The sequence below is a fragment of the Nocardioides convexus genome (genome assembly GCF_011090295.1).
Genome location: NZ_JAAMYA010000001.1, coordinates 991,002 through 1,015,238 on the forward strand (window position 1 = coordinate 991,002; position 24,237 = coordinate 1,015,238).

At 71.7% G+C, this 24,237-nt stretch carries 33 protein-coding genes and 5 pseudogenes; 18 read left to right on the forward strand and 20 right to left on the reverse strand.

The window, feature by feature from the left end; all coding sequences use genetic code 11:
* Positions 1-29: 29 nt before the first annotated feature.
* Complete coding sequence (locus G5V59_RS07365) at positions 30-749, reverse strand: DNA-3-methyladenine glycosylase 2 family protein (protein ID WP_278256044.1); 720 nt, start codon at positions 747-749, stop codon at positions 30-32.
* Positions 750-1,066: 317 nt separating this feature from the next.
* Between G5V59_RS07365 and G5V59_RS07370 the strand changes: the two genes are divergently transcribed.
* From G5V59_RS07370 to G5V59_RS07410, 9 genes are all read left to right on the forward strand, one after another.
* Positions 1,067-1,399 (forward strand): hypothetical protein, encoded by a 333-nt coding sequence (locus tag G5V59_RS07370; protein ID WP_278256045.1) that lies wholly within the window; start codon positions 1,067-1,069, stop codon positions 1,397-1,399.
* 11 nt (positions 1,400-1,410) lie between these two features.
* Entirely contained in the window at positions 1,411-1,677 is a 267-nt protein-coding gene (locus G5V59_RS07375; RefSeq protein WP_278259695.1) for a TetR-like C-terminal domain-containing protein, read from the forward strand.
* Positions 1,677-2,072 carry a hypothetical protein gene (locus G5V59_RS07380; RefSeq protein ID WP_278256046.1) on the forward strand — a complete coding sequence of 132 codons (396 nt, stop codon included), beginning with the start codon at positions 1,677-1,679 and terminating at the stop codon, positions 2,070-2,072. Before G5V59_RS07375 ends, G5V59_RS07380 begins: the two co-directional genes overlap by 1 nt.
* Positions 2,073-2,336: 264 nt before the next feature.
* A complete protein-coding gene (locus G5V59_RS07385) occupies positions 2,337-2,996 on the forward strand; it encodes a hypothetical protein (protein WP_278259696.1) in 660 nt (219 codons plus the stop codon).
* On the forward strand, positions 2,993-3,241 hold the full coding sequence (locus G5V59_RS07390) for a hypothetical protein (RefSeq protein ID WP_278256047.1): 249 nt from the start codon (positions 2,993-2,995) through the stop codon (positions 3,239-3,241). Before G5V59_RS07385 ends, G5V59_RS07390 begins: the two co-directional genes overlap by 4 nt.
* A gap of 84 nt (positions 3,242-3,325) precedes the next feature.
* Positions 3,326-3,958, forward strand: coding sequence for a DUF5343 domain-containing protein (locus G5V59_RS07395; protein ID WP_278256048.1), 633 nt, complete (start codon positions 3,326-3,328; stop codon positions 3,956-3,958).
* 180 nt (positions 3,959-4,138) lie between these two features.
* On the forward strand, positions 4,139-4,546 hold the full coding sequence (locus tag G5V59_RS07400) for a Swt1 family HEPN domain-containing protein (RefSeq protein ID WP_278256049.1): 408 nt from the start codon (positions 4,139-4,141) through the stop codon (positions 4,544-4,546).
* A 140-nt stretch (positions 4,547-4,686) separates the two neighbouring features.
* Complete coding sequence (locus G5V59_RS36085) at positions 4,687-4,842, forward strand: hypothetical protein (RefSeq protein ID WP_341350881.1); 156 nt, start codon at positions 4,687-4,689, stop codon at positions 4,840-4,842.
* A 150-nt stretch (positions 4,843-4,992) separates the two neighbouring features.
* Positions 4,993-5,670, forward strand: coding sequence for a TetR/AcrR family transcriptional regulator (locus G5V59_RS07410; RefSeq protein WP_278256050.1), 678 nt, complete (start codon positions 4,993-4,995; stop codon positions 5,668-5,670).
* Between the two features lie 106 nt (positions 5,671-5,776).
* On the opposite strand, the gene G5V59_RS07415 is transcribed toward G5V59_RS07410, so the two are convergent.
* From G5V59_RS07415 to G5V59_RS07425, 3 genes and pseudogenes are all read right to left on the reverse strand, one after another.
* A complete protein-coding gene (locus G5V59_RS07415) occupies positions 5,777-5,938 on the reverse strand; it encodes a hypothetical protein (protein ID WP_278259697.1) in 162 nt (53 codons plus the stop codon).
* Between the two features lie 139 nt (positions 5,939-6,077).
* Positions 6,078-6,485 (reverse strand): annotated as a pseudogene (locus tag G5V59_RS07420) (acetyl-CoA C-acyltransferase); the annotation flags it as partial.
* Between the two features lie 24 nt (positions 6,486-6,509).
* Positions 6,510-7,061 carry a hypothetical protein gene (locus G5V59_RS07425; RefSeq protein WP_278256051.1) on the reverse strand — a complete coding sequence of 184 codons (552 nt, stop codon included), beginning with the start codon at positions 7,059-7,061 and terminating at the stop codon, positions 6,510-6,512.
* A gap of 97 nt (positions 7,062-7,158) precedes the next feature.
* Here G5V59_RS07425 and G5V59_RS07430 point away from each other — a divergent pair, with 97 nt between their 5' ends.
* The 5 genes and pseudogenes from G5V59_RS07430 (at position 7,159) to G5V59_RS07450 (ending at position 9,374) form a co-directional block, all read left to right on the forward strand.
* Entirely contained in the window at positions 7,159-7,314 is a 156-nt protein-coding gene (locus G5V59_RS07430; RefSeq protein WP_278256052.1) for a hypothetical protein, read from the forward strand.
* A gap of 518 nt (positions 7,315-7,832) precedes the next feature.
* A pseudogene (locus G5V59_RS07435) lies at positions 7,833-8,066 on the forward strand (SDR family oxidoreductase); the annotation flags it as partial.
* A gap of 58 nt (positions 8,067-8,124) precedes the next feature.
* Positions 8,125-8,208, forward strand: a pseudogene (locus G5V59_RS07440) (hypothetical protein); the annotation flags it as partial.
* A gap of 115 nt (positions 8,209-8,323) precedes the next feature.
* Positions 8,324-8,500 (forward strand): hypothetical protein, encoded by a 177-nt coding sequence (locus tag G5V59_RS07445; protein ID WP_278259698.1) that lies wholly within the window; start codon positions 8,324-8,326, stop codon positions 8,498-8,500.
* 295 nt (positions 8,501-8,795) lie between these two features.
* The gene (locus G5V59_RS07450) at positions 8,796-9,374 is read left to right on the forward strand and encodes a MaoC/PaaZ C-terminal domain-containing protein (RefSeq protein ID WP_278256053.1); all 579 of its coding nucleotides are present in this window, start codon (positions 8,796-8,798) and stop codon (positions 9,372-9,374) included.
* A gap of 109 nt (positions 9,375-9,483) precedes the next feature.
* Here G5V59_RS07450 and G5V59_RS07455 read toward each other — a convergent pair whose 3' ends face one another.
* The 4 genes and pseudogenes from G5V59_RS07455 to G5V59_RS07470 all read right to left on the reverse strand — a co-directional run bounded on the left by G5V59_RS07455 (position 9,484) and on the right by G5V59_RS07470 (position 11,309).
* Positions 9,484-9,924: an acyl-CoA thioesterase domain-containing protein gene (locus G5V59_RS07455; RefSeq protein ID WP_278259699.1), complete on the reverse strand. Its 441-nt coding sequence runs from the start codon at positions 9,922-9,924 to the stop codon at positions 9,484-9,486.
* 151 nt (positions 9,925-10,075) lie between these two features.
* Positions 10,076-10,333, reverse strand: a pseudogene (locus G5V59_RS07460) (acyl-CoA thioesterase domain-containing protein); the annotation flags it as partial.
* A 20-nt stretch (positions 10,334-10,353) separates the two neighbouring features.
* A complete protein-coding gene (locus tag G5V59_RS07465) occupies positions 10,354-11,073 on the reverse strand; it encodes a PAC2 family protein (RefSeq protein WP_278256054.1) in 720 nt (239 codons plus the stop codon).
* On the reverse strand, positions 11,070-11,309 hold the full coding sequence (locus tag G5V59_RS07470; RefSeq protein ID WP_278256055.1) for a hypothetical protein: 240 nt from the start codon (positions 11,307-11,309) through the stop codon (positions 11,070-11,072). Before G5V59_RS07470 ends, G5V59_RS07465 begins: the two co-directional genes overlap by 4 nt.
* A gap of 168 nt (positions 11,310-11,477) precedes the next feature.
* Here G5V59_RS07470 and G5V59_RS07475 point away from each other — a divergent pair, with 168 nt between their 5' ends.
* Genes G5V59_RS07475 through G5V59_RS07485 form a run of 3 tightly spaced genes read left to right on the forward strand, consistent with a single transcriptional unit; the run spans position 11,478 to position 13,972 of the window.
* A complete protein-coding gene (locus tag G5V59_RS07475; protein ID WP_278256056.1) occupies positions 11,478-13,172 on the forward strand; it encodes an amidohydrolase family protein in 1,695 nt (564 codons plus the stop codon).
* A 9-nt stretch (positions 13,173-13,181) separates the two neighbouring features.
* Entirely contained in the window at positions 13,182-13,595 is a 414-nt protein-coding gene (locus G5V59_RS07480) for a winged helix-turn-helix domain-containing protein (protein ID WP_278256057.1), read from the forward strand.
* Positions 13,550-13,972: a hypothetical protein gene (locus G5V59_RS07485; RefSeq protein ID WP_278256058.1), complete on the forward strand. Its 423-nt coding sequence runs from the start codon at positions 13,550-13,552 to the stop codon at positions 13,970-13,972. Before G5V59_RS07480 ends, G5V59_RS07485 begins: the two co-directional genes overlap by 46 nt.
* Here the strand turns inward: G5V59_RS07485 and G5V59_RS07490 are convergent.
* The 6 genes and pseudogenes from G5V59_RS07490 to G5V59_RS07515 form a co-directional block, all read right to left on the reverse strand.
* Positions 13,909-14,295: an amino acid permease gene (locus G5V59_RS07490; protein WP_278256059.1), complete on the reverse strand. Its 387-nt coding sequence runs from the start codon at positions 14,293-14,295 to the stop codon at positions 13,909-13,911. The genes G5V59_RS07485 and G5V59_RS07490 overlap by 64 nt on opposite strands.
* Positions 14,211-14,903, reverse strand: a complete 693-nt coding sequence (locus G5V59_RS07495) for an amino acid permease (RefSeq protein WP_278259700.1) — start codon at positions 14,901-14,903, stop codon at positions 14,211-14,213. The genes G5V59_RS07490 and G5V59_RS07495 overlap by 85 nt, the downstream gene beginning before the upstream one ends.
* Before the next feature lie 501 nt (positions 14,904-15,404).
* Complete coding sequence (locus G5V59_RS07500; RefSeq protein WP_278256060.1) at positions 15,405-16,394, reverse strand: hypothetical protein; 990 nt, start codon at positions 16,392-16,394, stop codon at positions 15,405-15,407.
* Positions 16,358-16,765: a hypothetical protein gene (locus tag G5V59_RS07505; protein WP_278256061.1), complete on the reverse strand. Its 408-nt coding sequence runs from the start codon at positions 16,763-16,765 to the stop codon at positions 16,358-16,360. The genes G5V59_RS07500 and G5V59_RS07505 overlap by 37 nt, the downstream gene beginning before the upstream one ends.
* A pseudogene (dxs, locus tag G5V59_RS07510) lies at positions 16,746-18,662 on the reverse strand (1-deoxy-D-xylulose-5-phosphate synthase). Before dxs ends, G5V59_RS07505 begins: the two are co-directional and overlap by 20 nt.
* A gap of 18 nt (positions 18,663-18,680) precedes the next feature.
* Positions 18,681-19,322, reverse strand: a complete 642-nt coding sequence (locus tag G5V59_RS07515; RefSeq protein ID WP_278256062.1) for an SMP-30/gluconolactonase/LRE family protein — start codon at positions 19,320-19,322, stop codon at positions 18,681-18,683.
* 74 nt (positions 19,323-19,396) lie between these two features.
* Between G5V59_RS07515 and G5V59_RS07520 the strand changes: the two genes are divergently transcribed.
* A complete protein-coding gene (locus G5V59_RS07520) occupies positions 19,397-19,636 on the forward strand; it encodes a hypothetical protein (RefSeq protein WP_278256063.1) in 240 nt (79 codons plus the stop codon).
* A gap of 30 nt (positions 19,637-19,666) precedes the next feature.
* Here G5V59_RS07520 and G5V59_RS07525 read toward each other — a convergent pair whose 3' ends face one another.
* The 6 genes from G5V59_RS07525 to G5V59_RS07550 form a co-directional block, all read right to left on the reverse strand.
* The gene (locus G5V59_RS07525) at positions 19,667-20,047 is read right to left on the reverse strand and encodes an NUDIX domain-containing protein (RefSeq protein WP_278256064.1); all 381 of its coding nucleotides are present in this window, start codon (positions 20,045-20,047) and stop codon (positions 19,667-19,669) included.
* Positions 20,044-20,718 (reverse strand): DUF3105 domain-containing protein, encoded by a 675-nt coding sequence (locus G5V59_RS07530; RefSeq protein ID WP_278256065.1) that lies wholly within the window; start codon positions 20,716-20,718, stop codon positions 20,044-20,046. Before G5V59_RS07530 ends, G5V59_RS07525 begins: the two co-directional genes overlap by 4 nt.
* On the reverse strand, positions 20,715-21,014 hold the full coding sequence (locus G5V59_RS07535; protein ID WP_278259701.1) for a thiamine-binding protein: 300 nt from the start codon (positions 21,012-21,014) through the stop codon (positions 20,715-20,717). The genes G5V59_RS07530 and G5V59_RS07535 overlap by 4 nt, the downstream gene beginning before the upstream one ends.
* A gap of 368 nt (positions 21,015-21,382) precedes the next feature.
* A complete protein-coding gene (locus tag G5V59_RS07540) occupies positions 21,383-21,940 on the reverse strand; it encodes a hypothetical protein (RefSeq protein ID WP_278256066.1) in 558 nt (185 codons plus the stop codon).
* Positions 21,885-23,435: a hypothetical protein gene (locus G5V59_RS07545; protein WP_278256067.1), complete on the reverse strand. Its 1,551-nt coding sequence runs from the start codon at positions 23,433-23,435 to the stop codon at positions 21,885-21,887. The genes G5V59_RS07540 and G5V59_RS07545 overlap by 56 nt, the downstream gene beginning before the upstream one ends.
* A 29-nt stretch (positions 23,436-23,464) precedes the next feature.
* A complete protein-coding gene (locus G5V59_RS07550) occupies positions 23,465-24,217 on the reverse strand; it encodes a nucleotidyltransferase domain-containing protein (protein ID WP_278256068.1) in 753 nt (250 codons plus the stop codon).
* Between the last annotated feature and the right edge of the window lie 20 nt (positions 24,218-24,237).

The following is a 24,237-nucleotide window of genomic DNA, read 5'->3' on the forward strand; positions in this document are numbered from 1 at the left end:
CGGCTGCCTGTTCCACGGTGTAACAGATATCACGCGAATAGGTCACGCGTCCGCAGATGTTCACGCGGTGACATCCGTGGCCCCCGTCGCGGGCGGTGCAGACCGGCCGCCGCGAGGAGGAACGGGACCCGGCCGCGGTGCCCCTCCCACGGCGCGAGGTACGACGCCAGGGCGGCGTCGTCGAACGGCTCCCCCGTCAGCGCCCAGCCGACGTCCTTGGCCACGTGGTAGTCGCCGAAGGAGACCGCGTCCGGGTCGCCGAGCGCGCGCTGGCGCACCTCGGCGGCCGTCCAGACGCCGATCCCGGGCAGGCTGCGCAGGCGTACGTCGGACTCGGATCCGGTCACGCCCACGATCCGCTCCAGCGACTCGGCGTGGCGCGCGGCCGTCACGACGGCACGTGAGCGGGCCGGGTCGACGTGCAGCCGCAGCCACTCCCAGGACGGGATCGCTCGCAGCGTGGCGGCGTCGGGCGGCACCATCAGCCGCACCCGCGGGCCGGGTCCGGGCGCGGGCTCGCCGTGGCGTCGTACCAGCGCCCGGAAGCCGGCGAAGGCCTCCTGGCCGGTCACCTTCTGCTCGATGATCGAGGGCACGATCGCCTCCAGGACCCGGTCGGTGCGGCCCAGGCGCAGGTGGGGGTGGCGGCGCCACGCCTCGGCCAGCACCGGATGACGGGGCTCGAAGCCGGACCAGTCGTCCTCCTCGCCCAGCAGCGCCGGCAGGCTGGTCGAGCGCCCAGGCCGCACCCGGCCCCCAGGCCTGGGCGTGCACCTCGCCGGCCGCGTCCGCGTTGCCGACGGCGAGGGTCACCGGCCCCTCCGGGGTCCGGCTCGCGCGCCAGTGCCTGCCCTCGACGTCGAGGCGGTGGGTCGGGTCGCCCGCCCCACGGCGCTGCTGCCGCAGCAGCGCGGCGACGGGGACCGGACGACCGGGCCGCCAGCGTCGTACGCCGTCCGGAGGGATCACCGCTCCAGCCTAGGCTCGGCCACCGACGACCGGGGTGGACTAGGCTCTCTCGCGCAGGTACGAAGGACTTTCACCACTCCTCGCTCCCGGAGGGCAGTTGACCATCGACTCCACGCGTGGCCGGCGCGGCCGCCTCGACCAGGAGGCCGTGCTGCAGGCCGCCGAGGCACTCGTCGACCGCGACGGGTACGACGCCCTCACCATGACCTCGCTCGCCGCCGAGCCTCGAGGCGCGCGTCTCCTCGCTCTACAACCACGTCGCGAACCTGGAGGACCTCCGCGCGCTGGTCCAGGTCCGCGCGATGCGGATGCTCGGCGAGCACGTCCGCGCGGCCGCCATGGGCCACGCCGGCACCGACGGCCTGCGTGCGCTGAGCCGGGAGCCTGCGCCGGTTCGCCCGCACCCACCCGCAGCGCTACGCGGCCCTGACCCGGCCGCCGATCGACCGCGAGGGCTTCTACGCCGCCGCCCTGGAGGCGATCGAGGCGCTGGCCGTCATGGTCCGCTCCGCCGGCCTGCCCGAGGAGCGCCTGCTGCAGACGGCGATGGCCCTCTTCGCATCGCTGCACGGCTTCGTGTCGCTGGAGGTCGCGGGCTACTTCGGCGACCTCGCCGGCACCGGAGCCGAGGTCCTCGACCTGGACGAGGTCTACGAGCAGGTGATCGACGGCGCCGTCAGCGCAGCGGTGCTCGAAGCGACGCACTGATGCTGCTGCGTGAGCCCGTCGACACCTCCACGGCCGTCGCCGCGACCCGCTCGCGCAAGGAGAAGGTGCGGCTGATCGCCGCGCTGCTCTCCTCCGCCGAGCCCGTGGAGCGCGCGCTCGTCGCGCACTTCCTCAGCGGGAGGCTGCGCCAGCGGCGCACCGGGCTGGGCTACCGGTCCCTGACGGCACTGCCGCCTCCGGCGCAAGACGCCTCCCTGTCGGTCGTGGAGGTGGACGCCGCCTTCGCGGCGATGGCCGCGCTGTCCGGTCCCGGGTCCGCGGGCGCCCGCGCGCTCGCCGTGGTCGGCTCTTCGGGCGGGCCACCGCGCCGGAGCAGGCGTGGCTGCGCTCGGTCGCGGTCGGCGAGGTGCGCCAGGGCGCGCTGGAGGCGGTGACGACCGAGGCGCTGGCCCAGGCCGCGCAGGTCCCCCTGGCCGCCGTACGCCGCGCGGCGATGCTGGCCGGCGGGACGACGTACGTCGTGGACGCGGCGTTCGACGGCGCGGGCGCGCTGGGCGAGGTCGGCCTCACGGTCGGGCGCCCGGTCCTGCCGATGCTCGCCTCCTCCGCCCCCGACGTCGCCGCCGCCGTCGCGAAGGCGGCCGGTCCCGACGGACTCGTCGGGGTCGACGCCAAGGCTCGACGGCATCCGGGTGCAGGTGCACCGCCACGGCGACGAGGTCGTCGTCGCCACCCGCAGCCTCGACGACGTCACCGCCCGGCTGCCCGAGGTGGTCGCCGTCGTCCGCTCACTGCCCGCCTCCTCGGTCGTCCTCGACGGCGAGGCCCTCGCGCTCACCGCCGACGGCCGGCCCCGGCCCTTCCAGGAGACCGCGTCGCGCACCTCCTCCGGCGCGGGCGAGGCGGTCGTCGCGCCGTACTTCTTCGACCTGCTGCACGTCGACGGCGAGGACCTCCTCGACGTCCCGGCCAGCGAGCGCTGGGCGCGCCTGGAAGCCCTGGTCCCACCCGAGCACCGGGTGCGCCGCTGGGTCGGCACCTCCGTCGGCGAGGCCGAGGACTTCGCCGCCACGGCGCTCGCCGAGGGCCACGAGGGTGTCGTCGTCAAGGCCGCCGGGGCGTCGTACGACGCGGGGAGGCGGGGCTCGGCCTGGGTCAAGGTCAAGCCGGTGCACACCCTCGACCTCGTCGTGCTCGCCGTCGAGCACGGCTCCGGGCGCCGCCGCGGCTGGCTGTCGAACATCCACCTCGGCGCGCGTGACGAGTCCTCGCCGACCGGCTTCACGATGCTCGGCAAGACCTTGCAGGATCAGTCACGAAACGCGTTTCTGATGGTCGGAAAACCTTCAAAGGAATGACCGACGAGATTCTCGCGTGGCAGACCGAGCGGTTCAGAGAACTTCAGATCTCCGATGATGGCTGGGTCGTGACCGTTCGGCCGGAGCAGGTCGTCGAGATTGCCGTCGACGGGGTGCAGCGATCGTCCCGTTACCCCGGCGGTGTCGCGCTCCGCTTCGCCCGCGTCGTGCGCTACCGCGACGACAAGACAGCGAGTGAGGCAGACACAATCGATGCCGTTCGGGCGTTTCTCGATCCGAAGTGACAACAACCTCCCGACCATCGAATAGCGTTGCGGGTCGAACCTCGCTTCGTGGGGCGCCCGCCAACCATCTCAAGGATGAGAACGATGCTTACGACGCGCTACATGCCATCGACCAAGAACGTTGACGCGATCTTCGACAAGATCATCGGTGGCGTTGCTCCCGAGAAGTTCACGGTCGAGCATCTGAAAGCACTCGGTTTTACAAGCAGCAACGATCGATCAGCGATCCCTCTTCTTAAGGATCTGGGGTTCTTGACTGCTGACGGGTCGCCAACGCCCAGATATCACGCGTACCGTGATCGATCGAAGTCGAAGGCCGTCATGGCGGAGGCTCTTCATGAGGCATATGCCGATGTCTTTCACGTTAACGAGAAGCCCACTCCGGCCGACAGACCTGCTGTTGAGGGTCTGTTCAAGTCCAAACTGAACTCTTCCGATCGCGTGGCCCAGGTCCAGGCAATGACCTTCTACGCCCTCCTTGGGCGCGCCGACCTGAATGCGAAGAGCCTCACGTCGCCCCTACCCGATCAGTTAAGGCGAGACGAACCAGCGGGCGCGCTTCCTGAGGCGGAGTCGGATGAGGCAGTTACGGAGCCGATTCGACCTACGTTGACTACGCAGTTGCACTACACCATCCAGGTGCATCTGCCTGCGACGAAGGACCTCGAGGTCTACAACGCCATCTTCCGCTCCCTCCGCGAGAACCTGCTGGCGTGATCGACGGCGGCGACCAGCTACGTAGCTGGCTCTTTCGTAGCCTCATGTTCGAGGCGGAGGCTGAGACGTTTCGCCGAGCAGGCGTCCGGGTCGGCATGAACGACGGCGCAGGCGAGGATCAGTTGCTTCATGAGGCCTTAGCCCCGTTCTCCATAGCGACGCGGAACGAAGTCTCTGCGGATGTCGAGGCTCTACGCGATCATCTACTGCTTCGAGGCCTCCGTTCGTGACCTGATCCGCTCGCGATTGGCGGACGCGGATCCAGCCTGGTGGGACTCGGCGCGAGTGCCCAGAAAAGTGCGCGACACAGCGACGACTAGGCAGAAGGATGCCGACGACAACTCGTGGCTTGAGGGTCAGAGTCGGGACATCCTCGGGTTCGTAGACTTCGGCGGACTGACCGACATCATTGTGAACAATTGGCCGGAGTTCGAGGACCTGATCCCGTCTCAACACTGGTTGAAGCAGCGCCTTGATGAACTAGAACGCGCCCGCAACTACGTCGCGCACAACCGGATGCTCACACCTGCCGAGTTCGCGCGACTCGAGATGTACGTCGGCGACTGGAATAGACAAGTCGGTCTCTAGTCAGCCCTTGAGTAATTCTGGTGCCTGCAAGACGTTCAAGGGGATGACCGACGAGATGCTCGCCTGGCAGACCGAGCGCTTCCGCGAGCCTGGAGGTCTCCGACGACGGGTGGGTCGTCACGGTGCGGCCCGAGCAGGTCGTGGAGATCGCCTTCGACGGGCTGCAGCGCTCGACGCGCTACCCGGGCGGGCTGGCGCTGCGGTTCGCACGGGTGGTGCGCTACCGGGACGACAAGAGCGCCGGCGAGGCGGACACGATCGAGACGGTCCGCTCCATGGGCGCATCAGGGCCCTGACGTCGTCTCGGACCACTGCCGCCCGACGCAGTGAGAACGACATGGCGGCGGCGGGCGGTGATGACACGACCGTCACTGCCGGTCTCCGTCCGGTGAAGATTCCGTCACAGATGTTGCAACACCGAGTTGCACGAGCCGTACACTTCTCCCATGGCGACCAACGCACCCGCGGGCAAGGCCCCGGCGACGGACGGGCGGCGCAAGGCCGCGGCCGCTCGCCGGCGGGCCCGGCAGGCCGACATCATCGCGGCGACGCGCCAGATCTTCGACTCCAAGGGCGTCCGCGACGTGCAGATCGAGGAGGTCGCCACCGCCGTCGGGATCAACCGGGCGATCGTCTACCGGCACTTCACCGGCAAGGAGGAGCTCTTCGCGCTCACCCTGGTGGGCTACCTGGAGGAGCCTGCACGCGGCCATGTCGGCGGCGGCGGAGGCGACCGACGTGCCGGGCGAGCAGACTGGAGGCCATCGTCGGCGCCTTCGTCGACTACGGCGTCGCGCACCCGGCCTTCGTCGACTGCGCGCAGGCGCTCATGGTCCGACCCGGCGAGGAGCCTGCTCGACGAGATCGCCGAAGGACCGCTGTTCCGGCTCGGGCGCGGCATCACGTCCTGCCTGACGGTCCTCTCCGACACCCTCGCGGAGGGCGTCGAGAAGGGCGCCTTCACGCTGAGCGACGACCCGGTGCTGCTGGCGAACGCGCTCTACGCCTCGGGCCTCGGCGCCCTGCAGCCTGGCCCGGCTCGGCATCCTGGTCAGCGAGCCTGGCGCCCGGCATCCCCACGGTCGGGGAGATCTCGGCGGAGCAGGTGCGCAACTACATGGTGACCTCGGCGCTGGCCCTGGTGACGCGCAAGCCCTGACCCGCCCCCGTACGACGAAGCGGCCCGCCCCGGTCTCGGGGCGGGCCGCTGTCGTCGCGGAGCGGGAAGGCTCAGGCCTCCAGGATGGCGACGACGCCCTGACCACCGGCCGCGCAGACCGAGATCAGGGTCCGGCCACCACCGTTGGCCTTGAGGATCTTCGCGGCGTTGGCGACGATCCGGCCGCCGGTCGCGGCGAAGGGGTGGCCCGCGGCGAGCGAGGAGCCCTTCACGTTGAGCCTTGCTGCGGTCGATCGAGCCGAGCGGCGCGTCCAGGCCCAAGCGCTCCTTGCAGAACACCGGGCTCTCCCACGCGGCGAGGGTGGAGAGCACCTGCGAGGCGAAGGCCTCGTGGATCTCGTAGTAGTCGAAGTCCTGCAGGCTCAGGCCGTTGCGCTCCAGCATCCGCGGCACGGCATAGGCGGGGGCCATCAGCAGGCCCTCCTTGCCGTTGACGAAGTCCACGGCCGCGACCTCGGAGTCGACGAAGTAGGCCAGCACCTCGAGGCCGTGCTCAGCGGCCCACTCGTCGGTGCCGAGCAGCACCGCGGAGGCGCCGTCGGTGAGCGGGGTGGAGTTCGCGGCGGTCATCGTCGCGGCCTCGCCCTTGCCGAAGACCGGCTTGAGCTCGGCGAGCTTCTCCAGCGAGGAGTCGGCGCGCAGGTTGTTGTCGCGCTCCAGGCCGCGGAACGGCGTGATCAGGTCGTCCTGCCAGCCCTCGTCGTAGGACTTGGCGAGGTTGTGGTGCGAGGTGACGGCCAGGCTCGTCCTGGGCCTCACGGGCGATCTGCCACTCCAGGGCGGTCAGCGCCCGGTGCTCGCCCATGGAGAGCCTGGTGCGCGGCTCGCCGTTCGAGGGGATGGCCAGGCCGATGTCACCGGGGCGGATGGTGGCGAGGATCGCGAGACGGTCCTTGGCGCTGCGGGCGTTGTTGAGCCTGGATGAGCTTCTTGCGCAGCTTTCTCGCCGATCGCGATCGGGGCGTCGGAGGTGGTGTCGACGCCGCCGCCGATGCCGGAGTCGATCTGGCCGAGCTTGATCTTGTTGGCGATGTAGTTGATCGCCTGCAGGCCGGTGCCGCACGCCTGCTGGAGGTCCACGGCCGGCGTCTCCGGTGCGAGCCGGGTGCTGAGCACGGACTCGCGCACCAGGTTGAAGTCGCGGCTGTGCTTGAGGACGGCGCCACCGGCGACCTCGCCCAGCCGCTCGCCCTCCAGCCCGAAGCGGGCCACGAGGCCGTCGAGCGCGGCGGTCAGCATCTCCTGGTTGGAGGCGGTGGCGTAGGCCCCGTTGGAGCGGGCGAACGGAATCCGGTTACCGCCGAGTACGGCGGCGCGGCGAACAGTCTCGGTCATGGATCAATCCTCACTCAGCAGCGCCCGCGGGAGAACCCTTTGAGGGCGAGATCACGAAATGTGGACTCAGAGTTACACATCTAGTTACATGGTGCACATGACTGACAAGTACCAGGGCTTCGTGAGCTCCCCGATCGGCAAGGCTCCTCGTCAAGAATCTGGGGCTGCCCAACCCGACCAAGCCTGGACCGCTACTCCGCCGGTGACCCGCTGGTCGACGGCACCGTGCTCGTCGGCGGCCGCGGCCGCCTGATCGAGTCCCTGCCCGGTCTGCTCGACGTCCTCGGCATCGCCTCGGCGAGCACCCAGGAGGACGGCGAGAAGTACAAGGGCCTGGTCTTCGACGCGACCGGGATCAGCACCGTCGAGGAGCCTCGTGGAGCTCCAGGCGTTCTTCACCCCGGTGCTGCGCAGCCTCAAGTCCTGCGCCCGCGTCGTCGTCATCGGCACCCCGCCGCAGGCTCGCCGAGGGCAGCGCCCGGATCGCGCAGCGCGCGCTCGAGGGCTTCACCCGCAGCCTCGGCAAGGAGATCGGCAAGGGCGGCACCGTCCAGGCTCGTCTACGTCGCCGAGGGCTACGAGGACTCCGTGCTCTCGACCCTCGGCTTCCTGCTGAGCCCCAAGTCGGCGTACGTGTCGGGCCAGGTGGTCCGCATCGGCGCCCACGACGAGAAGCACGGCGCGGCGCTCACCGACTGGACCGCGCCACTGGAGGGCAAGATCGCCTTCGTCACCGGCGCCAGCCGCGGCATCGGCGAGGAGATCGCCCGGGTGCTGCACCGTGACGGCGCGAAGATCGTCGGCCTCGACGTTCCTCAGGCCGCCGACGACCTGGTCAAGGTGATGAAGGAGCTCGACGGCGACTGGCTGACCCTCGACATCACCGCGCCCGACGCGCCGCAGCGGATCGCGCACCACCTGCAGGAGAAGCACGGCGGCGTCGACATCGTCGTGCACAACGCGGGCGTCACCATGGACAAGAAGCTCGCGAACCAGACGCCGGAGCGCTTCGGCAAGGTGCTGCAGATCAACCTCGAGGCGCCCGAGCGGATCACCGCCGAGCTTGCTGGAGCAGGGCGTCATCAACGCCAACGGCCGGATCATCGGCGTCGCCTCGATCGCCGGCATCGCGGGCAACCTGGGCCAGACGTCGTACGCCGCCTCGAAGGCCGGCGTGATCGGCTTCGTCGACTCGCTCACCGAGAAGCCTGAAGGACGGCATCACCATCAACGCCGTCGCGCCCGGCTTCATCATCACCCAGATGACCGCGGCCGTGCCCTTCGCGACCCGCGAGGTCGGCCAGCGCCTCAACGCGATGTCGCAGGGCGGCCTGCCGGTCGACGTCGCGGAGACCATCGCCTGGTACGCCTCCCCCGCCTCGACCGCCGTCAACGGCAACGTGGTGCGGGTCTGCGGCCAGATGATGCTGGGTGCCTGACATGGTCGTCACGAAGACCCTCGACGGCAGGCTCCGGCGTCGGCGACCTGGTCCGGGCCGCGCTGCCCGCGATCCCGGTCCTCGGCTCGCTGCCGGGCATCGCCAAGGTCGGCGGGTACGACGGGTTCGTGTTCACCCGTCCCCCGGTCACCATCACCCGGGAGATGGTCGAGCCCTTCGCCGAGGTCTGCGGCTTCGAGCTCAAGGACACCGTCCCGCTGCCCTACCCGCACATGCTGTCGTTCCCGCTCCAGGCTCAAGGCGCTGGCCGACCGCAGGCTTCCCGGTGCCCGCGATGGGCATGGTGCACCTGGACAACGCGATCACCCAGCACCGGCGGATCACCTTCGGCGAGACGCTGAGCGTCGTGATGAGCGTCGGCGAGGGTGTCCCGCACCCGGCCGGGACGATCTTCTTGTTCAAGACGGCCGGCACCGTCGGTGACGAGCTCGTCTGGGAGGAGACCTCGGCGTACCTCAGCCGCGGCCGGCGCAACCCGGACGCCGAGTGGCCCGACACCTACGAGCGGGTGGCCGCCGGTCCGGTCACCTGGCGGCTGCCGGCCAACCTCGGCCGCAAGTACGGCGCGGTGTCGGGGGACATCAACCCGATCCACCTCAGCGCCCCGACGGCCAAGGCGCTCGGCTTCAAGCGCCAGATCGCGCACGGCTACTGGACGATGGCGCGCAGCGTCGCGGCCATCGACAACCGGCTGCCGAGCGCGGTGAAGGTCGAGGCGTCGTTCCGCAAGCCGACCTTCCTGCCCTCCACCGTGGCCTTCGGCTACCAGGAGACGGCGACGGGCTCGGCCTTCTCGCTGACGAAGGCGGGCTCGGACACGATCCACCTGCTGGGCCGCACCACCAACCTCTAGGTCGAGTTGGGGTTTTCCACCCGTGAGTTGGCGGTTTCCACCGTCGTCGCGGGTGGGAACCGCCGACTCACGCGTGGGAAACCCCAACTCGCGGGTGGGAACCCCCAAGTCAACGGCGGGGGCGGATCAAGCCCTCCTGCGCGACGGTCGCGACGAGCGTCCCGTCCTGGGTGAAGATCCGGCCGAGTGCGAGACCGCGCGCACCGCTGGCCGAGGGCGACCACTGGTCGTAGAGCCACCACTCGTCGGCCCGGAAAGGCCGGTGGAACCAGATGGTGTGGTCCAGCGAGGCCATCTGGACCTTGTCGGGTCCGTCGTCGGGGTGCGCGGCGAGGGTGGCGCCGAGCAGCGAGACGTCGCTGGCGTAGGTGAACGTCGCCAGGTGCTCCATCGGGTCGTCGGTGAGCCGGCCGTCGACGCGGATCCAGACCTGGGTCTTGGACGGGTGCATCGGGTCGGGCTCGAGGCCGTAGGCGGAGTTGCCGATCCAGCGCACGTCGAGTGCCGCCCACTCCTTGGAGAGACCGTCGTCGGAGCCGCGCTCGGTCATCAGCCTGCATCAGGTCGAGGCCCTCCTCGGGCGGCTTGACCTCGGGCATCACGTCCTGGTGCTCCAGGCCCTCCTCGGGGCGCTGGAAGTTCACCGTCTGGTAGTAGATGGGGCGGCCGTGCTGGCGGGCGAGCACCCGCCGGGTGGTGAAGGACTTGCCGTCCCGGATCCGCTCGACGTCGTAGATGATCGGGATGGTGTAGTCGCCCGGCAGCAGGAAGTAGGAGTGCAGCGAGTGGACGCTGAACCCCTCCTCGACGGTGCGCGAGGCCGCGATCAGCGCCTGCGCGGCGACCTGGCCGCCGTAGACCCGCTGCCGGATGGTCTCCGGCTGCTGGCCGCGGAAGAGATCGGTGTCGAGGCGCTCCAGGTCGAGCAGGTCCACCAGTCGACGGGTGGCCTCACCCATCACCCGTCCAGCCTCGTCACTCACGTGCGCCTCCGTTGTCCTCGGGGTCGTCCAGGCCGGCGAGGAACTGCTCGAACTGGCGGCCGATCTCCTCGCCGGTCGGCAGCGGCTCGTCCTCGGCGAGCAGGCTGCTGCCCTCCGCCTCGGCGCGGGCGAAGGTGTCGTACTGCTGCTCCAGCGCGGTGACGACCTCCTGCACCTCGTCGTTCGCGGCGAGGTAGCGGCTGATCTCCTCCTCGCGGTCCACGGCGAGTCTCGCCGAGGTCGTTGAGGTCCACGGTCAGCCGCGCGGCGAGACTCGACCTGCTCCAGCAGCGACTGCGAGGCGCGCGGGTAGTCCAGCCTGCGCCAGGTAGTGCGGCACGTGCGCGACGAAGCCCTGCGCGTCGTGGCCCCACTCCCCCAGCCGCACCTCCAGCAGCGCCTGTGCACTGCTCGGCACCCGCAGGCTCACCGCGCCACGGGCTGGTCCCGGTGAGCAGGTCGGGGTTGTTGGCGTGGTGGGTGATCGCGATCGGCCGGGTGTGCGGCACCGCCATCGGCACCGAGCCCATCGAGACCACGAGCCGGACCCGGAACCGCTCGACGACCTCCCGCACGGCCCGGCAGAAGGCCTCCCAGCGGATGTCGGGCTCCGGCCCGTGCAGCAGCAGGTACGGCGCGCCGCCGTGGTCGTGCAGCAGCCGTACGACGAGCCGCGGGGCGTCGTAGCCCTCGTAGTGGTCGCGGGCGAAGGTCATCGGGGGCCGCCGGGCGCGGTAGTCGTGCAGGCTGGTCCACGTCGAAGGTCGCCACCACGACGCCGCCGCCGTCCGGCGAGGCGGCACCGGTGCGGACCAGGTGCCGGGCGGCCAGGGCGCCGGCGTTGCCGGCGTCGAGGAAGCCGTCGAGCGCGACGACCATCGTCAGGGTGTCGACGTCGGCCAGGCTCGGGCACCTCGTCGACGATGTGGACGAGGCGGGTCGGCGAGGTCACCGGGCAAGCCTATGCCCCACCGCTCCCGGCGCGCGGGCGCCCGGTGTGTGACCTCCGCCCTGCCGGTCGCGCCGTCGCGTCGCCGATTTCGGCAGACTTCGCCAGTGGAACCTGTCAGACAGGTGAGGTAGAACCTGTCTGACAGGTAGTCCAGCCAAGGGAGTCACCATGACCGAGCAGAACCTCGCCTCCGCGAACCGGGACGTCGTCGTGCACAGCCTGCAGAACTTCGCCTCGCTGGCCGTGGTCGGCGGCGAGCACTCCGTGGTGATCGACGAGCCGCGCGAGTTCGAGGGCGACGGTGTCGCGCCGAACCCGTTCGGGCTCGTCCTCTCCGCGCTCGGCGGCTGCATCGCCGGGACGCTGCGGGGCGTGGCGCGACAGCACGACTTCGACTACGACCGCGCGACCGTCCGCCTCTCCCTCCGGGTCAACCGGCCGACCGGCGGGCCGCTCGATCCCGGCGAACGGGCCCTGCGGATCGCCCGGATCATCGTGCGGGTGACCGTGCACGGCGCGCTCAGCGCCGATCAGCAGCAGGCTCCTCGTGCACGGCGTCGAGACCTGCCCGGTCGGCAACACCCTGCGCCGCGCGGTCAACCTCGACGAGTCGGTGGAGTTCGCGGCATGAGCGGCCTCGACCTGGTCGTCGACAACGCCCGGCTCGTGGACGGGCGCGTCGTCAGCCTCGGCGTTCGCGAGGGTCGCTACGCGCTCGTGGGCGAGGCCGACGCCGCGGAGGCGGGCACCCGGATCGATGCCGGCGGCCGGCTCGTCACGGAGTCCTTCGTCAACGGGCACATGCACCTCGACAAGGTCTACACGCTGCCGATGGCCGGGGACGGTGCCCTGACGGCGTACACCTCCGACGACATGGGCGCGGCGATGCGCTCGATCGTGGAGGACGCCTCGGCGGTCAAGCGGCACTACGACCGCTCCTGGATCGTCCCCAACGTCCGCCGGGCGCTCGACCGGGCCGTCACCCACGGGGTGCTGCACGTGCAGGCCTTCGTCGACGTCGACACCACGGCCGGGCTGGAGGGGATGGAGGCGGTGCTGGCCGTCCGCGAGGAGTACCGCGGTCTCGTCGACATCCAGGTGGTCGCCTTCCCCCAGGACGGGCTGCTGCGCGACGAGGGTGCGGCACGGCTGTGCGAGGAGGCGCTCGGCCCGGGCGCCGACGTCGTCGGTGGCATCCCGTGGATCGAGGCGAGCGACCGCGACGCGCTCCGGCACGTGGAGTGGGCCTGCGCGCTCGCCGAGCGCACCGGCGCCCGGGTCGCGATGCTCGTCGACGACGCCGGCGACCCGTCGCTGCGCACCACGGCGATGCTGGCCGAGGCGATGCTCGACCACGGCCTGCGCGGACGCGGGGTGGCCTGCCACGGACGAGCCATCGGCACCTATCCCCTGCCGTCGGTGATCCGGCTGGTCGACCTGGCCCGCACCGCCGGCCTGGGGTTCGTCTCGGACCCCCACACCGGCCCGCTGCACCTTCCCGTACGACGCTTCCTCGACGACGGGCTGGCGGTGGCCCTCGGCCAGGACGACATCGAGGACGCCTACTACCCCTTCGGGCGCCACAACCTGCTGGAGGTCGCCTTCCTCGCCGCGCACACCCTCGGCTTCCTCACCGATGCCGACCAGGCGCGCCTGCTCGACATGATCACCCGTCGTGCGGCGCGCGTCCTCGGCATCGAGGGTCACGAGATCGCGGAGGGCAACGTGGCGAACCTGTGCGTCCACCACGACGAGCGCCTCGTGGACGTCCTGCGCGAGCACGCGCCGCCCCGCTGGGTGGTCCGCGCGGGTCGTGTCGTCGCCGAGTCTGAGGTGACCAGCCGCATCCTGCGCCCGCACTAGGGTCGGCACGTGTCCGCTCCCCTCGAACCCTCCCTCGACGACCGCCTGCACCAGGTCTGGCTCGACGCGGCCCGCCACGGCACCACGATGCCGAGCGAGCCGTCCCTCGCGGCCAGCCTCGCCACCAGCCGGCCGGCCGTGCGCGAGGCCTTGGTCCGGCTCGAGGAGCGCGGCTACATCCACCGCCGCAAGGGCGCCGGCACCGTCGTCAACACCAGCCTGCTGAACATCCCGGCCCGCTTCGACCAGCGCATCGACACCTCCGAGCCTGATCGCATCCATGGGGCACACCCCGCGCCTCGACGTGCTCGCGGTGGAGCGCTCACCGATCACCCTGGACGAGGCGCAGCAGCACGAGCCTGGCGCCGGGGACGACGGTGCTGCGCGTCCACAAGCGCTGGTCAGCCGACGACCGCCCGGTGACCCTGGCCCGCGACGTCGTACCGGTGCTGGGGCCGGACACCGAGGTGGACCCGACGCGGCCGATGGTCGAGGTGGCTCTCGCCCTCACCGGCGAGCGGGTCGGATGGGAGGTCGTCCGCCCGGGGGCGGACGCCCTGGGCGCCGACGATGCCGCGCTCGCGGACCGCACGCCCGGGGAGCCGGTGCTCACCCTCGACGTGACCGGGGTGGGCCTCACCGGCCGGGTCGTCTACTGGACCTCGGAGGTCCACCTGCGGGGGGGCGTTCCGCTACGCGATGGTGCGCCGCGCCGACTGGTAGCGCCCGGCGCGACTCAGCCGACCGGGCTCCGGTCCGTCTCCTCGGCTCGGCCCAGGCGGCTGTGGCCTCGACCGTAGAGGGCGTAGACCACGACACCGATGGCCATCCAGACCACGAACCGGATCCAGGTGTCGCCGGTCAGGTTGAGCATGAGGTAGACGCACATGATCACCGAGACGGTCGCCACCACCGGCGCGATCGGCGTCCGGAAGCCGCGGGGCAGGTCCGGCCGGGTCCGGCGCAGCACCACGACACCGATGCTGACGAGGCTGAAGGCGAACAGGGTGCCGATGTTGACCAGGTGCGCGAGTGTGGTCAGGTCGACGAAGCCGGCCAGCGCGGCGACCGCGACGCCGGTGATGATCGTGATCCGGTACGGCGTGCCGAAGGTCGGGTGCACCTTGGCGAGTGGCGCGGCAGCAGCCCGTCGCGGGCCATCGCGAAGGCGACCCGGGACTGCCCCAGCATGAGGATCATCGCCACCACGACGAGCCCGATGCAGGCCCCGATCGAGATCAGGTCGGGCATCCAGTCCACCCCGGCGCCCTTGAAGGCGTCGGCCAGCGGGGCGGCGCTGTCGGGGTCGATGTCCTTGTAGGAGCGCAGCCCGGTGACGACGAGGCTGACGGCGGCGTAGAGGACGGTGACGATCGCGAGCGAGCCGAGGATGCCGATCGGGACGTCGCGCTGGGGGTTCTTGGTCTCCTCCGCGGTGGTGGCGACGATGTCGAAGCCGATGAAGGCGAAGAAGACGATGGCGGCGCCGGAGATCACGCCGGCGACGCCGAAGACCGCGGGCTCCATGCCGAGCAGGCTCGTGATCAGCGGGACGTCGGCGAAGCCGCCGCCGGAGTCGGGCGTGGGCTGGGCGTCGGGGATGAAGGGCGTCCAGTTGCTGACCTTGATGTGCGCGACGCCGACGACGATCACCGCGGCGACCACGACCAGCTTGATCGCCACGACGACCTGGTTGACGCGGCTGGAGAACTTCGTGCCGCGGATCAGCATCCCGGTCACCAGCAGCGCGATGACCACGGCGGGCAGGTCGACGAAGCCGTCGGCCGCGGAGCCTGATCTGGGTGGGCAGGGTGACCCCGACGATGTCGAGCACCTCCTGCAGGTACGCCGAGAAGCCGGTCGAGAGCGCCGCCGCGCCGACCGTGAACTCCAGCACGAGGTCCCAGCCGATGATCCACGCGACCAGCCTCGCCGAGCGTGGCGTAGCTGAACGTGTAGGCACTGCCGGCGACCGGGACCGTCGAGGCGAGACTCGGCGTAGCACAGCGCCGCCAGGCCGCAGGCGACCGCGGCGATCACGAAGCCTGAGCGCGAGCGCCGGACCGGCGTTGCTCGCCGCGACCGTGCCGGTGAGCACGAAGATCCCGGCACCGATGATCACCCCGACGCCGAAGACGGTCAGGTCCAGCGCGGACAGGTCCTTGCGCAGCCGGTGGTCGGGCTCGTCGGTGTCCGCGATGGACTGCTCGACGGACTTCGTGCGGAAGAGGCTCATCGTGCTCCTTGAGGATCAGCGGCGAGCACGCCGAGCACCCGCCCGCCGGACATTACCCGGCGAGCCGGATTCAACCGCGGTACGTCGTCGTCATCAGCGCCACGCCCCGCTGGGCGAAGCCTGTGCGCCGCTGATCCCCAGCACCTCCTGGAGCACCGCGGCCTGGTCGGCGCCCCCGGCCAGGCGGTCGAGCAGGACCAGCAGGGTGGACTCGCCGTAGGTCTTGGCGACGTACTCGCACGCCCACCAGGACACGGCGTACCAGGCCTCGGCGTCGGGGCCGGCGAACTCCGCCTCCCCCGGCAGGCTCCGTCGCGCGGCCGCCGACCTCGAGCGCGCGGGCGGGCAGCCGGCGCTGCCCCGGGGACATCGGCCGGACCGAGACGTACTCCGCCAGGCCCTCGCTGAGCCACAGCGGCGCACCGCGGCCGCGCGCGCCGAGCAGGGCGTGGGTCAGGCTCGTGGCGGACCAGCCGGCCCACCACCGAGGCGGGCTCGCCGAGGACCCGCGGGTTCACGAAGATCCGGTACGACGCGGCGCCCTTGCCCGGCGCCTGCGCATCGGCCGGCACCGCGATGGTCAGCCCGTCGGCCCGGTCGGGGTCGCCGACGGTCTGCCCGGCGAGCCCGTCGAGGAAGGTGGGGTCCTGCAGGGAGTACACGACGACGCCGTTGCCGGCGGCGCTGCCGGTGCCCGGCCCGACGACGGCGCGCACGTCCGAGCGGCCGTTGCTCGCCGCGTCGAGCACGGTCCCCGCGTCGTCGACGGTCCAGCCGTCGAAGATGCCGAGCACGCCGGGCGCCTGACGCACGTGGATCTCGCCGAGGTCCCAGGGCTGGGTGTTGCCCGGGTGGTCGGACTCCCAGTGGTCGTCGGTGGTCGACCCGACGACCAGCCGCTGGTCCTCGGTCGGCACGAAGCGGTAGCGGTCGCGGGTGCGGACCACGGTCACGTCGAAGCCCCGCAGACGCAGGCCGACGACCACCTCCGCCCAGTACTCCTCGCCGCCGGCACCGACCTCGGTGCCCTCGACGGGGGTGATGGTGTCCGGGACGACCTTGATCCACAGCCTTGCCGACCGGGAGCCTGGGCGAGGTTGTCGAAGTAGGTCTGCTGGCTGTCCAGCAGCCCGGCGTCCGAGCGGTCGAGCGTACGCCGGAAGAGCACCCGGTCGTGCCGCGCCAGTGCGGCCGCGCGCTGGCTGAGGGTCCGCTGCATGAGGGCAGCGACGTCGTCGTAGGCCCCGCCGGTCGAGGCGGGTGGGGGCGGGTCGTCCGAGCAGGCCGCCAGCGGCAGGGTGGTCGCGAGGAGCAGCGCGACCAGGGCTTTCCTCAGCTCAGCGCGTCCCGTCCACATCGAGGAGCGACCGGCCCTCCGGCGCCGGCTCCGCGGTGATGTCGTGCACCGCCTGCAGGGCGATGGCGGAGGCCGACAGGCCGATGCGCTCGAGGATCGCGGCGCGCTTGGCATGGTCGAGGAACTCCTGCGGGATGCCGTGGAGCCGGACCGGGGTGCGCACGCCGGCCTCGGCGAGGGTCTGCAGGAGCACCGCCCCCACGCCCCCGACGACGCCGTTGTCCTCGATGGTGACGACGCGGCGGTGGGTGCGGGCGAGCTCGACGAGGGCGGGGTCGACGGGCTTGACCCAGCGCGGGTCGACGACGGTGACGCCGATGCCCTGGTCGCGCAGCCGGGCGGCCACCTCGACGGCGACCGGTGCCATCGCCCCGACCGAGACGACCAGCACGTCGCGCGCGCCGTCGCGGACCAGCACGTCGCAGCCGCCGGCCGTGCCGACCGCCGCGACGTCCTCTGGCGGCGGCCCCTTCGGGAACCGGACGACGGTCGGCGCGTCCGCGACCTCGACCGCCTCGTCCAGCAGGCTCGCGCATCCGGGTCACGTCGCGCGGCGCGGCCAGCCGCAGGCCGGGGACGACCTGAAGGATCGACATGTCCCACATGCCGTTGTGGCTGGCTCCGTCGTCGCCGGTGACGCCCGAGCGGTCGAGGACGAAGGTGACGCCGCACCGGTGCAGGGCGACGTCCATCAGGACCTGGTCGAAGGCCCGGTTGAGGAAGGTCGCGTAGACCGCGAAGACGGGGTGCAGCCCACCGAGCGCGAGCCCGGCCGCGGAGGTCGCGGCGTGCTGCTCGGCGATGCCCACGTCGAAGGTGCGCTCGGGGAAGCGCTCCTGGAACTTGTCGAGGCCGACCGGGTGCATCATCGCGGCGGTGATCGCCACGACGTCCGGGCGCCGCTCGCCGATCCGCACGACGTGGTCGGCGAAGTGGTCGGTCCAGATCAGCCCCTTGGGCTTCTCCGCGCCGGTCTGCACGTCGAACGGGCCGGGGGCGTGGAACTGGTCCGCCTCGTGGCGCTCCGCCGGGTCGTAGCCGAAGCCCTTGCGGGTGATCGCGTGCACGATCACGGGGCCGCCGAAGCGCTTGGCCTGGGCGAGCGCCTGCTCCATGGCGCCCCGGTCGTGGCCGTCCACCGGGCCGACGTACTTGAGCCCGAGGTCCTCGAACAGGCCCTGGGGGGGCCAGCGCGTCCTTGAGGCCCTTCTTCATGGCGTGCAGGGCGTCGTACGCCGCCGCGCCGACCCCCGGCACGGCGGTGAGCCGGCGCTTGACGATGTCGAGCACGTGCTCGTAGCGCGGGTTGGTCCGCAGGCTCGTCAGCGCGGTCGCCAGACCACCGATCGTCGGGGTGTAGGAGCGGCCGTTGTCGTTGACGACGATGACCGACTTTGCTGTCGTGCTGGATCGCGATGTTGTTGAGTGCCTCCCAGGCCATCCCGCCGGTGAGCGCGCCGTCGCCGATCACCGCGACGGTGTGCCGGTCCTCGCCGCGCACAGCGTAGGCCTTGGCGAGACCGTCGGCGTAAACTCAGCGCGGTCGAGGCGTGGGAGTTCTCCACGATGTCGTGCTCGGACTCGGCCTGGCTCGGGTAGCCGCTCAGCCCGCCCTCGCGGCGCAGCGAGGCGAAGTCGCCGGCGCGGCCGGTGACCAGACTTGTGCACGTAGGACTGGTGGCCGGTGTCGAAGACGATCTTGTCGCGCGGGGAGTCGAAGACCCGGTGGATCGCCAGGGTCGACTCGACCACGCCGAGGTTCGGCCCGAGGTGCCCGGAGTTGGTGGCCACGGTCCGGATCATCAGGTCCCGGATCTCGGCCGCCAGCCTGGGTGAGCTCGTCCTCGGACAGGGCCCGCAGGTCGCGCGGCTGGGAGATCTGGTCGAGCACGGACATGGGATCGAGTCTAGGCCGTCACAGGTCGTGGACGGCGATTGCCGGCTCGTGCAGGCTGCCGAGCCACAGCCGGCCCTCGTGCTCCCGCACCCCCGTCACCATGTGGTACGACGCGCCGTGCTCCTCGGGGCGCAGGTCGATGTCGTGCACCAGGCTGCCCCGGTCGTCGTAGGCGACGACGCGGACGGTCTGCTTGGGCTTGGGCTGCAGCGCCTCGGGCAGCCGGGTGGCGAGCCGGCGCAGCACCAGCGGCCCGGTCTGCAGCCGCTCGACGAGCGGGTCGGTGGGGCTGGCGATGCTGATCCAGATCAGCCCGTCCGAGCCGCGCGCGATGTTGTCGGGATAGCCCGGCAGGTCGCTCGCGAGCAGGTCGCGGGTGCCCGCGCGCTCGCCGGCGAGCCAGTGCCGGACGACGGTACGGGCGCCGGTCTCGGCGACCACCACGTAGTCGCCGGCCTGCGAGAGCGCGACGCCGTTGGCGAAGGCCAGGCCGTCCAGGACGACGGTGACGGTGCCGTCGGGGTCGCGGCGCATCAGCCGGCCGGTTCGGGTGTTCTGGACGAAGTCGTCCTTCCACCGCTCGATGCCGAACCGGGTGGACGAGTCCGACCACCAGATCGTGCCGTCGGGCGCGATCGCGGCGTTGTTGCAGAACACCATCGCCGTGCCGTCGACGTCGGCGGTGATCAGGCTCGACTCCCCCGGTCGCCGGGTCCACCCAGAGCAGCCCGCGCTTGGCGTCGCACACGAGGAGGCGGCCGTCGTCGGCGTGCTCGATGCCGAGCGGACGGCCCCCGGTGTGCGCCACCAGGTCCACCCGCGCGCCGTCCGGGCTGACCCGGAAGATCGAGCCGTCCTCGGTGCCGGTGAAGACCGAGCCGGCGTCCGGGCCGGAGGTGGCCACGACGACGTCCTCGGCGCCGGGGCCCGGGACGGGGATCACGGTGAAGGTCATGGGAGCAGACTCCTGGTAGCGGTCGGAGGCGAGGAACACCGGCAGGATCTCACTCGCCGCCCCGGTCAGCGGCAGGTCGCCGAGACCCGCCGGGTCGACGAACACGATCCGCCGGCCCTCGCCGAGCACGATGTCGGCGTCGGTGGCGGTCGTCGCGGCGGCGTACACGTGGACCGGGTCGTGGGTGCCGTAGGCCGCGTGGAAGATGGTGAACTCCCGCCACCGCGGCAGCCCCGGCGGCGCGATGCGCAGCCCGGTCTCCTCGGCCAGGCTCGCGGTACGCCGCCGCGTCCGGCTCCTCGCCCTCGTCCACGTGGCCGCCGACGAAGCCCCAGCACCCGGGGTCGATCACCGGGTTCTCGTCGCGCTCCTGGAGCAGCAGCCAGCCGCGCTCGTCCACGAGCAGCACCGACGCGAACCGGTGGCTCACGCCGAGACGCCTGGGTCCGGAACCTGCTCGGGGCGGGCTCCCCCGTTGCAGGAGGCGAACGGCTCGGGCGCGGTGTCCCCGGCGCCGTAGGCGTCGATGAAGAGCCTGGATCCGCGGGTCGTCCGGCCCGTCCAGCGCGAGCCTGGCGGCCCCAGACCGTGATCACGACCGGCGTGTCCTGGTCCGGGTACGGCGACAGCAGGCCGTTCGCCGGAAGCAGGCTCCGTCAACCGCGCGACGCCGTCGGCGTCGACGTCGTCGGGCCGGTAGGTCAGCCAGGTGGTGCCGTGCTCGAGGTCGTGCACCGCGTTCACCTCGGGCAGCGGCTCGTCGTAGGCCCCGCACTCGATCCAGACCGGGGCGTGGTCGCCGCCCACCGGCGGGCTCTGCGGGTAGTCCAGGCTCTGACCGAGGGGGACGTGCTTGTTCGTCAGGCCGTCGTAGGACTTCACGGCCGACAGGTCGCTCGGGCCCGCGCTGGCCTCGTCGTCGTCGCGGGTCAGCAGGAGCGGTACGACGACCGCCGCCGTGACCAGGACGAGCGCCACGACCACGGCGAGCACCACCGCGAGCGTCTTGCCTCGCCGCGGCGCAGGCGCCACCGGCGGCGGGAACGGCGGCGGCGCGAAGGGCGGGGGCGGCGGGAGCGGTGGTGGGGGCGGCTGGGTCACCGCTCCAGCGCCCTCTCCACCCGCTCGACCTTGGCGGTCGACTCACCGGTGAAGCCGGGCCGGATGTCGGCCTTGAGCACGAGCGAGACCCGCGGCGAGGTGGCGGCGACGACGTCGACGGCCTGCTTGACCACCGCCATCACCTCGTCCCACTCCCCCTCGATCGTGGTGAACATGGCGTCGGTGCGGTTCGGCAGCCCCGAGTCCCGGACCACGCGGACGGCGGCGGCGACCGCCTCGGACACCCCACCGGTGTCGTCGGAGGTGGCGGGGCTGATGCTGAACGCGACGAGCATGCCCCCACCGTAGCCAGGGGCGAGGCTCAGGCGATGGCCGCCGTCGCCACCGAGGTCTTGGCGGTCGTCAGGTAGCCCGCCAGCGAGCGGGTGACCACGACCTTGATCGTCTTGCCCTTGTCGAGCGAGGTCAGCCTTGTAGGTGCTGGCGGTGGCGCCGCTGATCAGCACCCCCGAGCGGTACCACTTGTAGGTCGTGCCGGTCGGGGTGGGCGACCAGGTGCCGGGCACCGCCGTCAGGGCGTAGCCCACCTTGCGGGTGCCGGAGATCGTCGGCACCGGCGCCGTCGTGAACACCTTGAGCACCGCGGTGGTCGCGGCCGAGGTGACCGCCTTGGTGACGTAGCCCGCCTTGGCGCCGGTGACCTTCACGGTGATCGTCTTGCCGGCGTCCGTCGCGGTGAGCTTTGTACGTCGTCGCGGTGGCGCCGGAGATCGCAGCACCCGAGCGGTACCACTGGTAGGTGGTCGTCGTCGCGACCGGCGACCAGGTCCCCGGCACGGCGGTGAGGGTGTAGCCCACGGCCTTGGTACCGCTGATCGTCGGCGCCGGTGCGGTGAAGACGCCCTGCACGGCCGCGGTCGCCGCGGAGGTCTTGGACAGCGCGGTGTAGCCGGCCTTGGTCCCGGTCACCTTGACCGAGATCGCCTTGCCCTGGTCCGCCGCCGCGAGCCTGGTACGTCGCCGCGGTGGCGCCGCTGATCGCGACCCCGGCCCGCAGCCACTGGTAGCCGAACGTGGTGCCGGTGGTCCAGGTGCCGGGGGCGGCGGTGAGCGTGGAGCCGACGGCCGTCGTACCGGAGATGGTGGGGGTGGCGCCGGTGAGCGTTGACGGCACGGTCACCGAGACCCGGTTGAAGTACTCGTTCTCACCACTCGCCCAGTCGTAGGCGGTGAGCCGGGCCTCGAGCCTCTTGCCCTGCATGTCCGCGGTGATGGTGACGCTGTCGTTCCAGCCCTCCGCCAGCCGGCGGCCGTCGAGGAACCACTGCCAGCCTGGTGCTCGTGCTCGCCGGGGTGAACGTGCCGGCGTTGGCCGTGGCCGTCGAGCCGACCGTCAGCGGGCCCGTGATCGACAGGCTGCCCGTCATCGTCGGCGCCTTGCCGCCGACCACGTTGTTGCCCCAGGCCTGGGTCGCGGGGGCGTAGCCCGGCGCGGTGCCGGTGATGAAGGCGACGGGGCGCTTGCCGGTCAGGTCGGCCGTCGGCGTGTACGTCGGCGAGGTGGCCCCCGCGATCGCCACCCACTGCGTGCCGTCCCAGTACTTCCACTGCCAGGCCAGCGTGGTCTCCGCGGGGCTCCAGGTCCCGGGGTCGACGGTGATGGGCGTGCCGACCGCGGTGACCCCCGTGCCCGTGGTCCAGGGCTCGGCCGGCTGCATCGACTTCCCGGCGACCGGCAGGGCGAGGTCCTGCTTCAGCCTTGGGCTGGGCCGCGGTGGGCCTCCAGGCGGTCGCGCCGGACAGGTCCGGCGAGCCACCGAGGCAGCGTGTGGCATAGCGGTCGGCGCGAGAGGGGCCCTCGGGGCCGTAGACGTCGTCGTAGAAGCACGCGGTGTACTCGCGGTCGTCGCGGACCTCGAAGGACATCCGGCCGTCGGCACCGGTGGAGAGCGGGCCGTACTGCAGGCCGTCGTCCCAGGCGCCGCCGCCCGCGGGCCGGGAGAAGACGTTCCAGCGCACCTTCTCCAGCGGCGCGCCGCTCGGGTCGACCGCGCGCAGGTAGAAGCCCTTCCAGTCCGTGACCGCCAGGTTCGCGGCGAGCGTCTGGCCGGGGGCGACCACGAAGGCTCTGCCCCGGTACGACGGTCAGGAAGCCCTCGGCGCCGTAGGGCTCGTTGCCCGTGAGGGTCACCGTGCCCGGCGCGACCTTGTCGATGGTGAACGTGCCGTCGGCGGCGACGCTCACGGCGGGCCAGCCTGCTCCAGTAGTCGCGCCCGTCGTTGTTGGCGGTGATCTCGCCGTTGGGCCACGCCGTGGCGGTGCCGTCCTTCCGCACGGTGCCGGTGATCCGGCCCCACCGGTCGAGGTCGGCGTCGAGCGTCGTGCTCGCGCTGATCGTCCGGGTGACCGGCGCCTCCGGCGCGTAGACGTCGGCGCAGGGGTAGTCGCCCCAGCACTCGATGGAGACCTGGTAGGTGCCCGTGGCCGGGACCGTGATCGAGTACGTCCCGTCCGCCGCGGTGTAGTCGTAGGCCCGCGGGTCGAGGCTGTCGCCGTTGGCCTGGTTGACCTCGACGAACACGTCCTGGACGGGAACGCTGGCACCGCTGGCGTCGAGACCCGTGATCCTCCCGCTGAGCACGACGGACGCGGCGTGCGCGGGACCGGCGAGGACGGGGACGGTCGTGAGCGCGAGCAGGACGCCGAGAAGGACGGTGAGCAGGGCAGCCGGGCGAGACCCCGAGACGAGACGCATGAGCGCCATGGTCTCCCGCTGCGGCCGGGTCAAACCCCGGATCTCAGGCGGGTGCCCACCGCGCGAGCAGTGCTTGGAATCCGGCTTCCGCCTCTGTCCGCTGGCGGGGCGAGCGCGGCACCGACAGGTCGGGCTCGGCAGCGAAGATGCCCTCGACCCAGCGCGCGACGGCCGGCGGCACGGGCGCACTGCCCAGGCTCCCGGGTCCGCGCCTTGCGCTCGCGCAGGCTCCTCCACCTCCACGCGTACGTCAGCGGGGACGTCGGCCTGCTCCAGCAGACTCGTCGAGGCTCATCGGTGGCACGCCGGCGTGGTCGTCGAGCCAGCGCAGCGTGACCGCCGGGCGCACGGCGTAGAAGATCCTCTTGAGAACGACCATGGCTGGGCCGTCGGCCGCCCGCTGCCACTGCGCACGACCCACGTGCAGGTAGTGGCGGCGCAGCCGGGCCGGGTCGACGACGCGGTCCACGAGCGCCAGCAGACTCGTCGCGAAACGCAGGGTCTCCGTCGTACACCCACGGGGAGCGCAGCCACTCGCCCACGGTGGCGTTGCCGGCCGTCGCCAGTCGGATCGCCTTGCCGAGGTCCCAGCCGTTGACGTCGAGCAGACCCTCCAGCGGCGTCTCGATCACGTCACGAGCCGGCCAGAGAGCCGCGTAGGCGGCCGAGGGACGGACGAAGAAGAACCGGCAGTCGTAGTCGCTGTCCGGTGAGGCGAAGCCCCAGGCCCGGCTGCCGCTCTCGATGGCCCAGGGCACCCGCACGCCGTGGTCGAACGCCACCCCCGCCAGTCGCGCGTCGA

Bases quoted from the DNA above. Each gene is read 5' to 3' on its own strand.
- G5V59_RS07400 (WP_278256049.1), top strand. From the start codon at position 4,139: ATGTCGAGGCTCTACGCGATCATCTACTGCTTCGAGGCCTCCGTTCGT.
- G5V59_RS07410 (WP_278256050.1), top strand. From the start codon at position 4,993: ATGGCGACCAACGCACCCGCGGGCAAGGCCCCGGCGACGGACGGGCGG.
- G5V59_RS07455 (WP_278259699.1), bottom strand. From the start codon at position 9,924: ATGACCGAGCGCGGCTCCGACGACGGTCTCTCCAAGGAGTGGGCGGCA.
- G5V59_RS07425 (WP_278256051.1), bottom strand. From the start codon at position 7,061: ATGACCGAGACTGTTCGCCGCGCCGCCGTACTCGGCGGTAACCGGATT.
- G5V59_RS07495 (WP_278259700.1), bottom strand. From the start codon at position 14,903: ATGCTGATCCGCGGCACGAAGTTCTCCAGCCGCGTCAACCAGGTCGTC.
- G5V59_RS07430 (WP_278256052.1), top strand. From the start codon at position 7,159: ATGACTGACAAGTACCAGGGCTTCGTGAGCTCCCCGATCGGCAAGGCT.
- G5V59_RS07465 (WP_278256054.1), bottom strand. From the start codon at position 11,073: ATGACCTTCGCCCGCGACCACTACGAGGGCTACGACGCCCCGCGGCTC.
- G5V59_RS07515 (WP_278256062.1), bottom strand. From the start codon at position 19,322: ATGGTGTTCTGCAACAACGCCGCGATCGCGCCCGACGGCACGATCTGG.
- G5V59_RS07380 (WP_278256046.1), top strand. From the start codon at position 1,677: ATGCTGCTGCGTGAGCCCGTCGACACCTCCACGGCCGTCGCCGCGACC.
- G5V59_RS07395 (WP_278256048.1), top strand. From the start codon at position 3,326: ATGCTTACGACGCGCTACATGCCATCGACCAAGAACGTTGACGCGATC.
- G5V59_RS07505 (WP_278256061.1), bottom strand. From the start codon at position 16,765: ATGTGGACGGGACGCGCTGAGCTGAGGAAAGCCCTGGTCGCGCTGCTC.
- G5V59_RS07540 (WP_278256066.1), bottom strand. From the start codon at position 21,940: ATGCAGGGCAAGAGGCTCGAGGCCCGGCTCACCGCCTACGACTGGGCG.
- G5V59_RS07390 (WP_278256047.1), top strand. From the start codon at position 2,993: ATGACCGACGAGATTCTCGCGTGGCAGACCGAGCGGTTCAGAGAACTT.
- G5V59_RS07535 (WP_278259701.1), bottom strand. From the start codon at position 21,014: ATGCTCGTCGCGTTCAGCATCAGCCCCGCCACCTCCGACGACACCGGT.
- G5V59_RS07475 (WP_278256056.1), top strand. From the start codon at position 11,478: ATGACCGAGCAGAACCTCGCCTCCGCGAACCGGGACGTCGTCGTGCAC.
- G5V59_RS07450 (WP_278256053.1), top strand. From the start codon at position 8,796: ATGGGCATGGTGCACCTGGACAACGCGATCACCCAGCACCGGCGGATC.
- G5V59_RS07445 (WP_278259698.1), top strand. From the start codon at position 8,324: ATGACCGCGGCCGTGCCCTTCGCGACCCGCGAGGTCGGCCAGCGCCTC.
- G5V59_RS07545 (WP_278256067.1), bottom strand. From the start codon at position 23,435: ATGCGTCTCGTCTCGGGGTCTCGCCCGGCTGCCCTGCTCACCGTCCTT.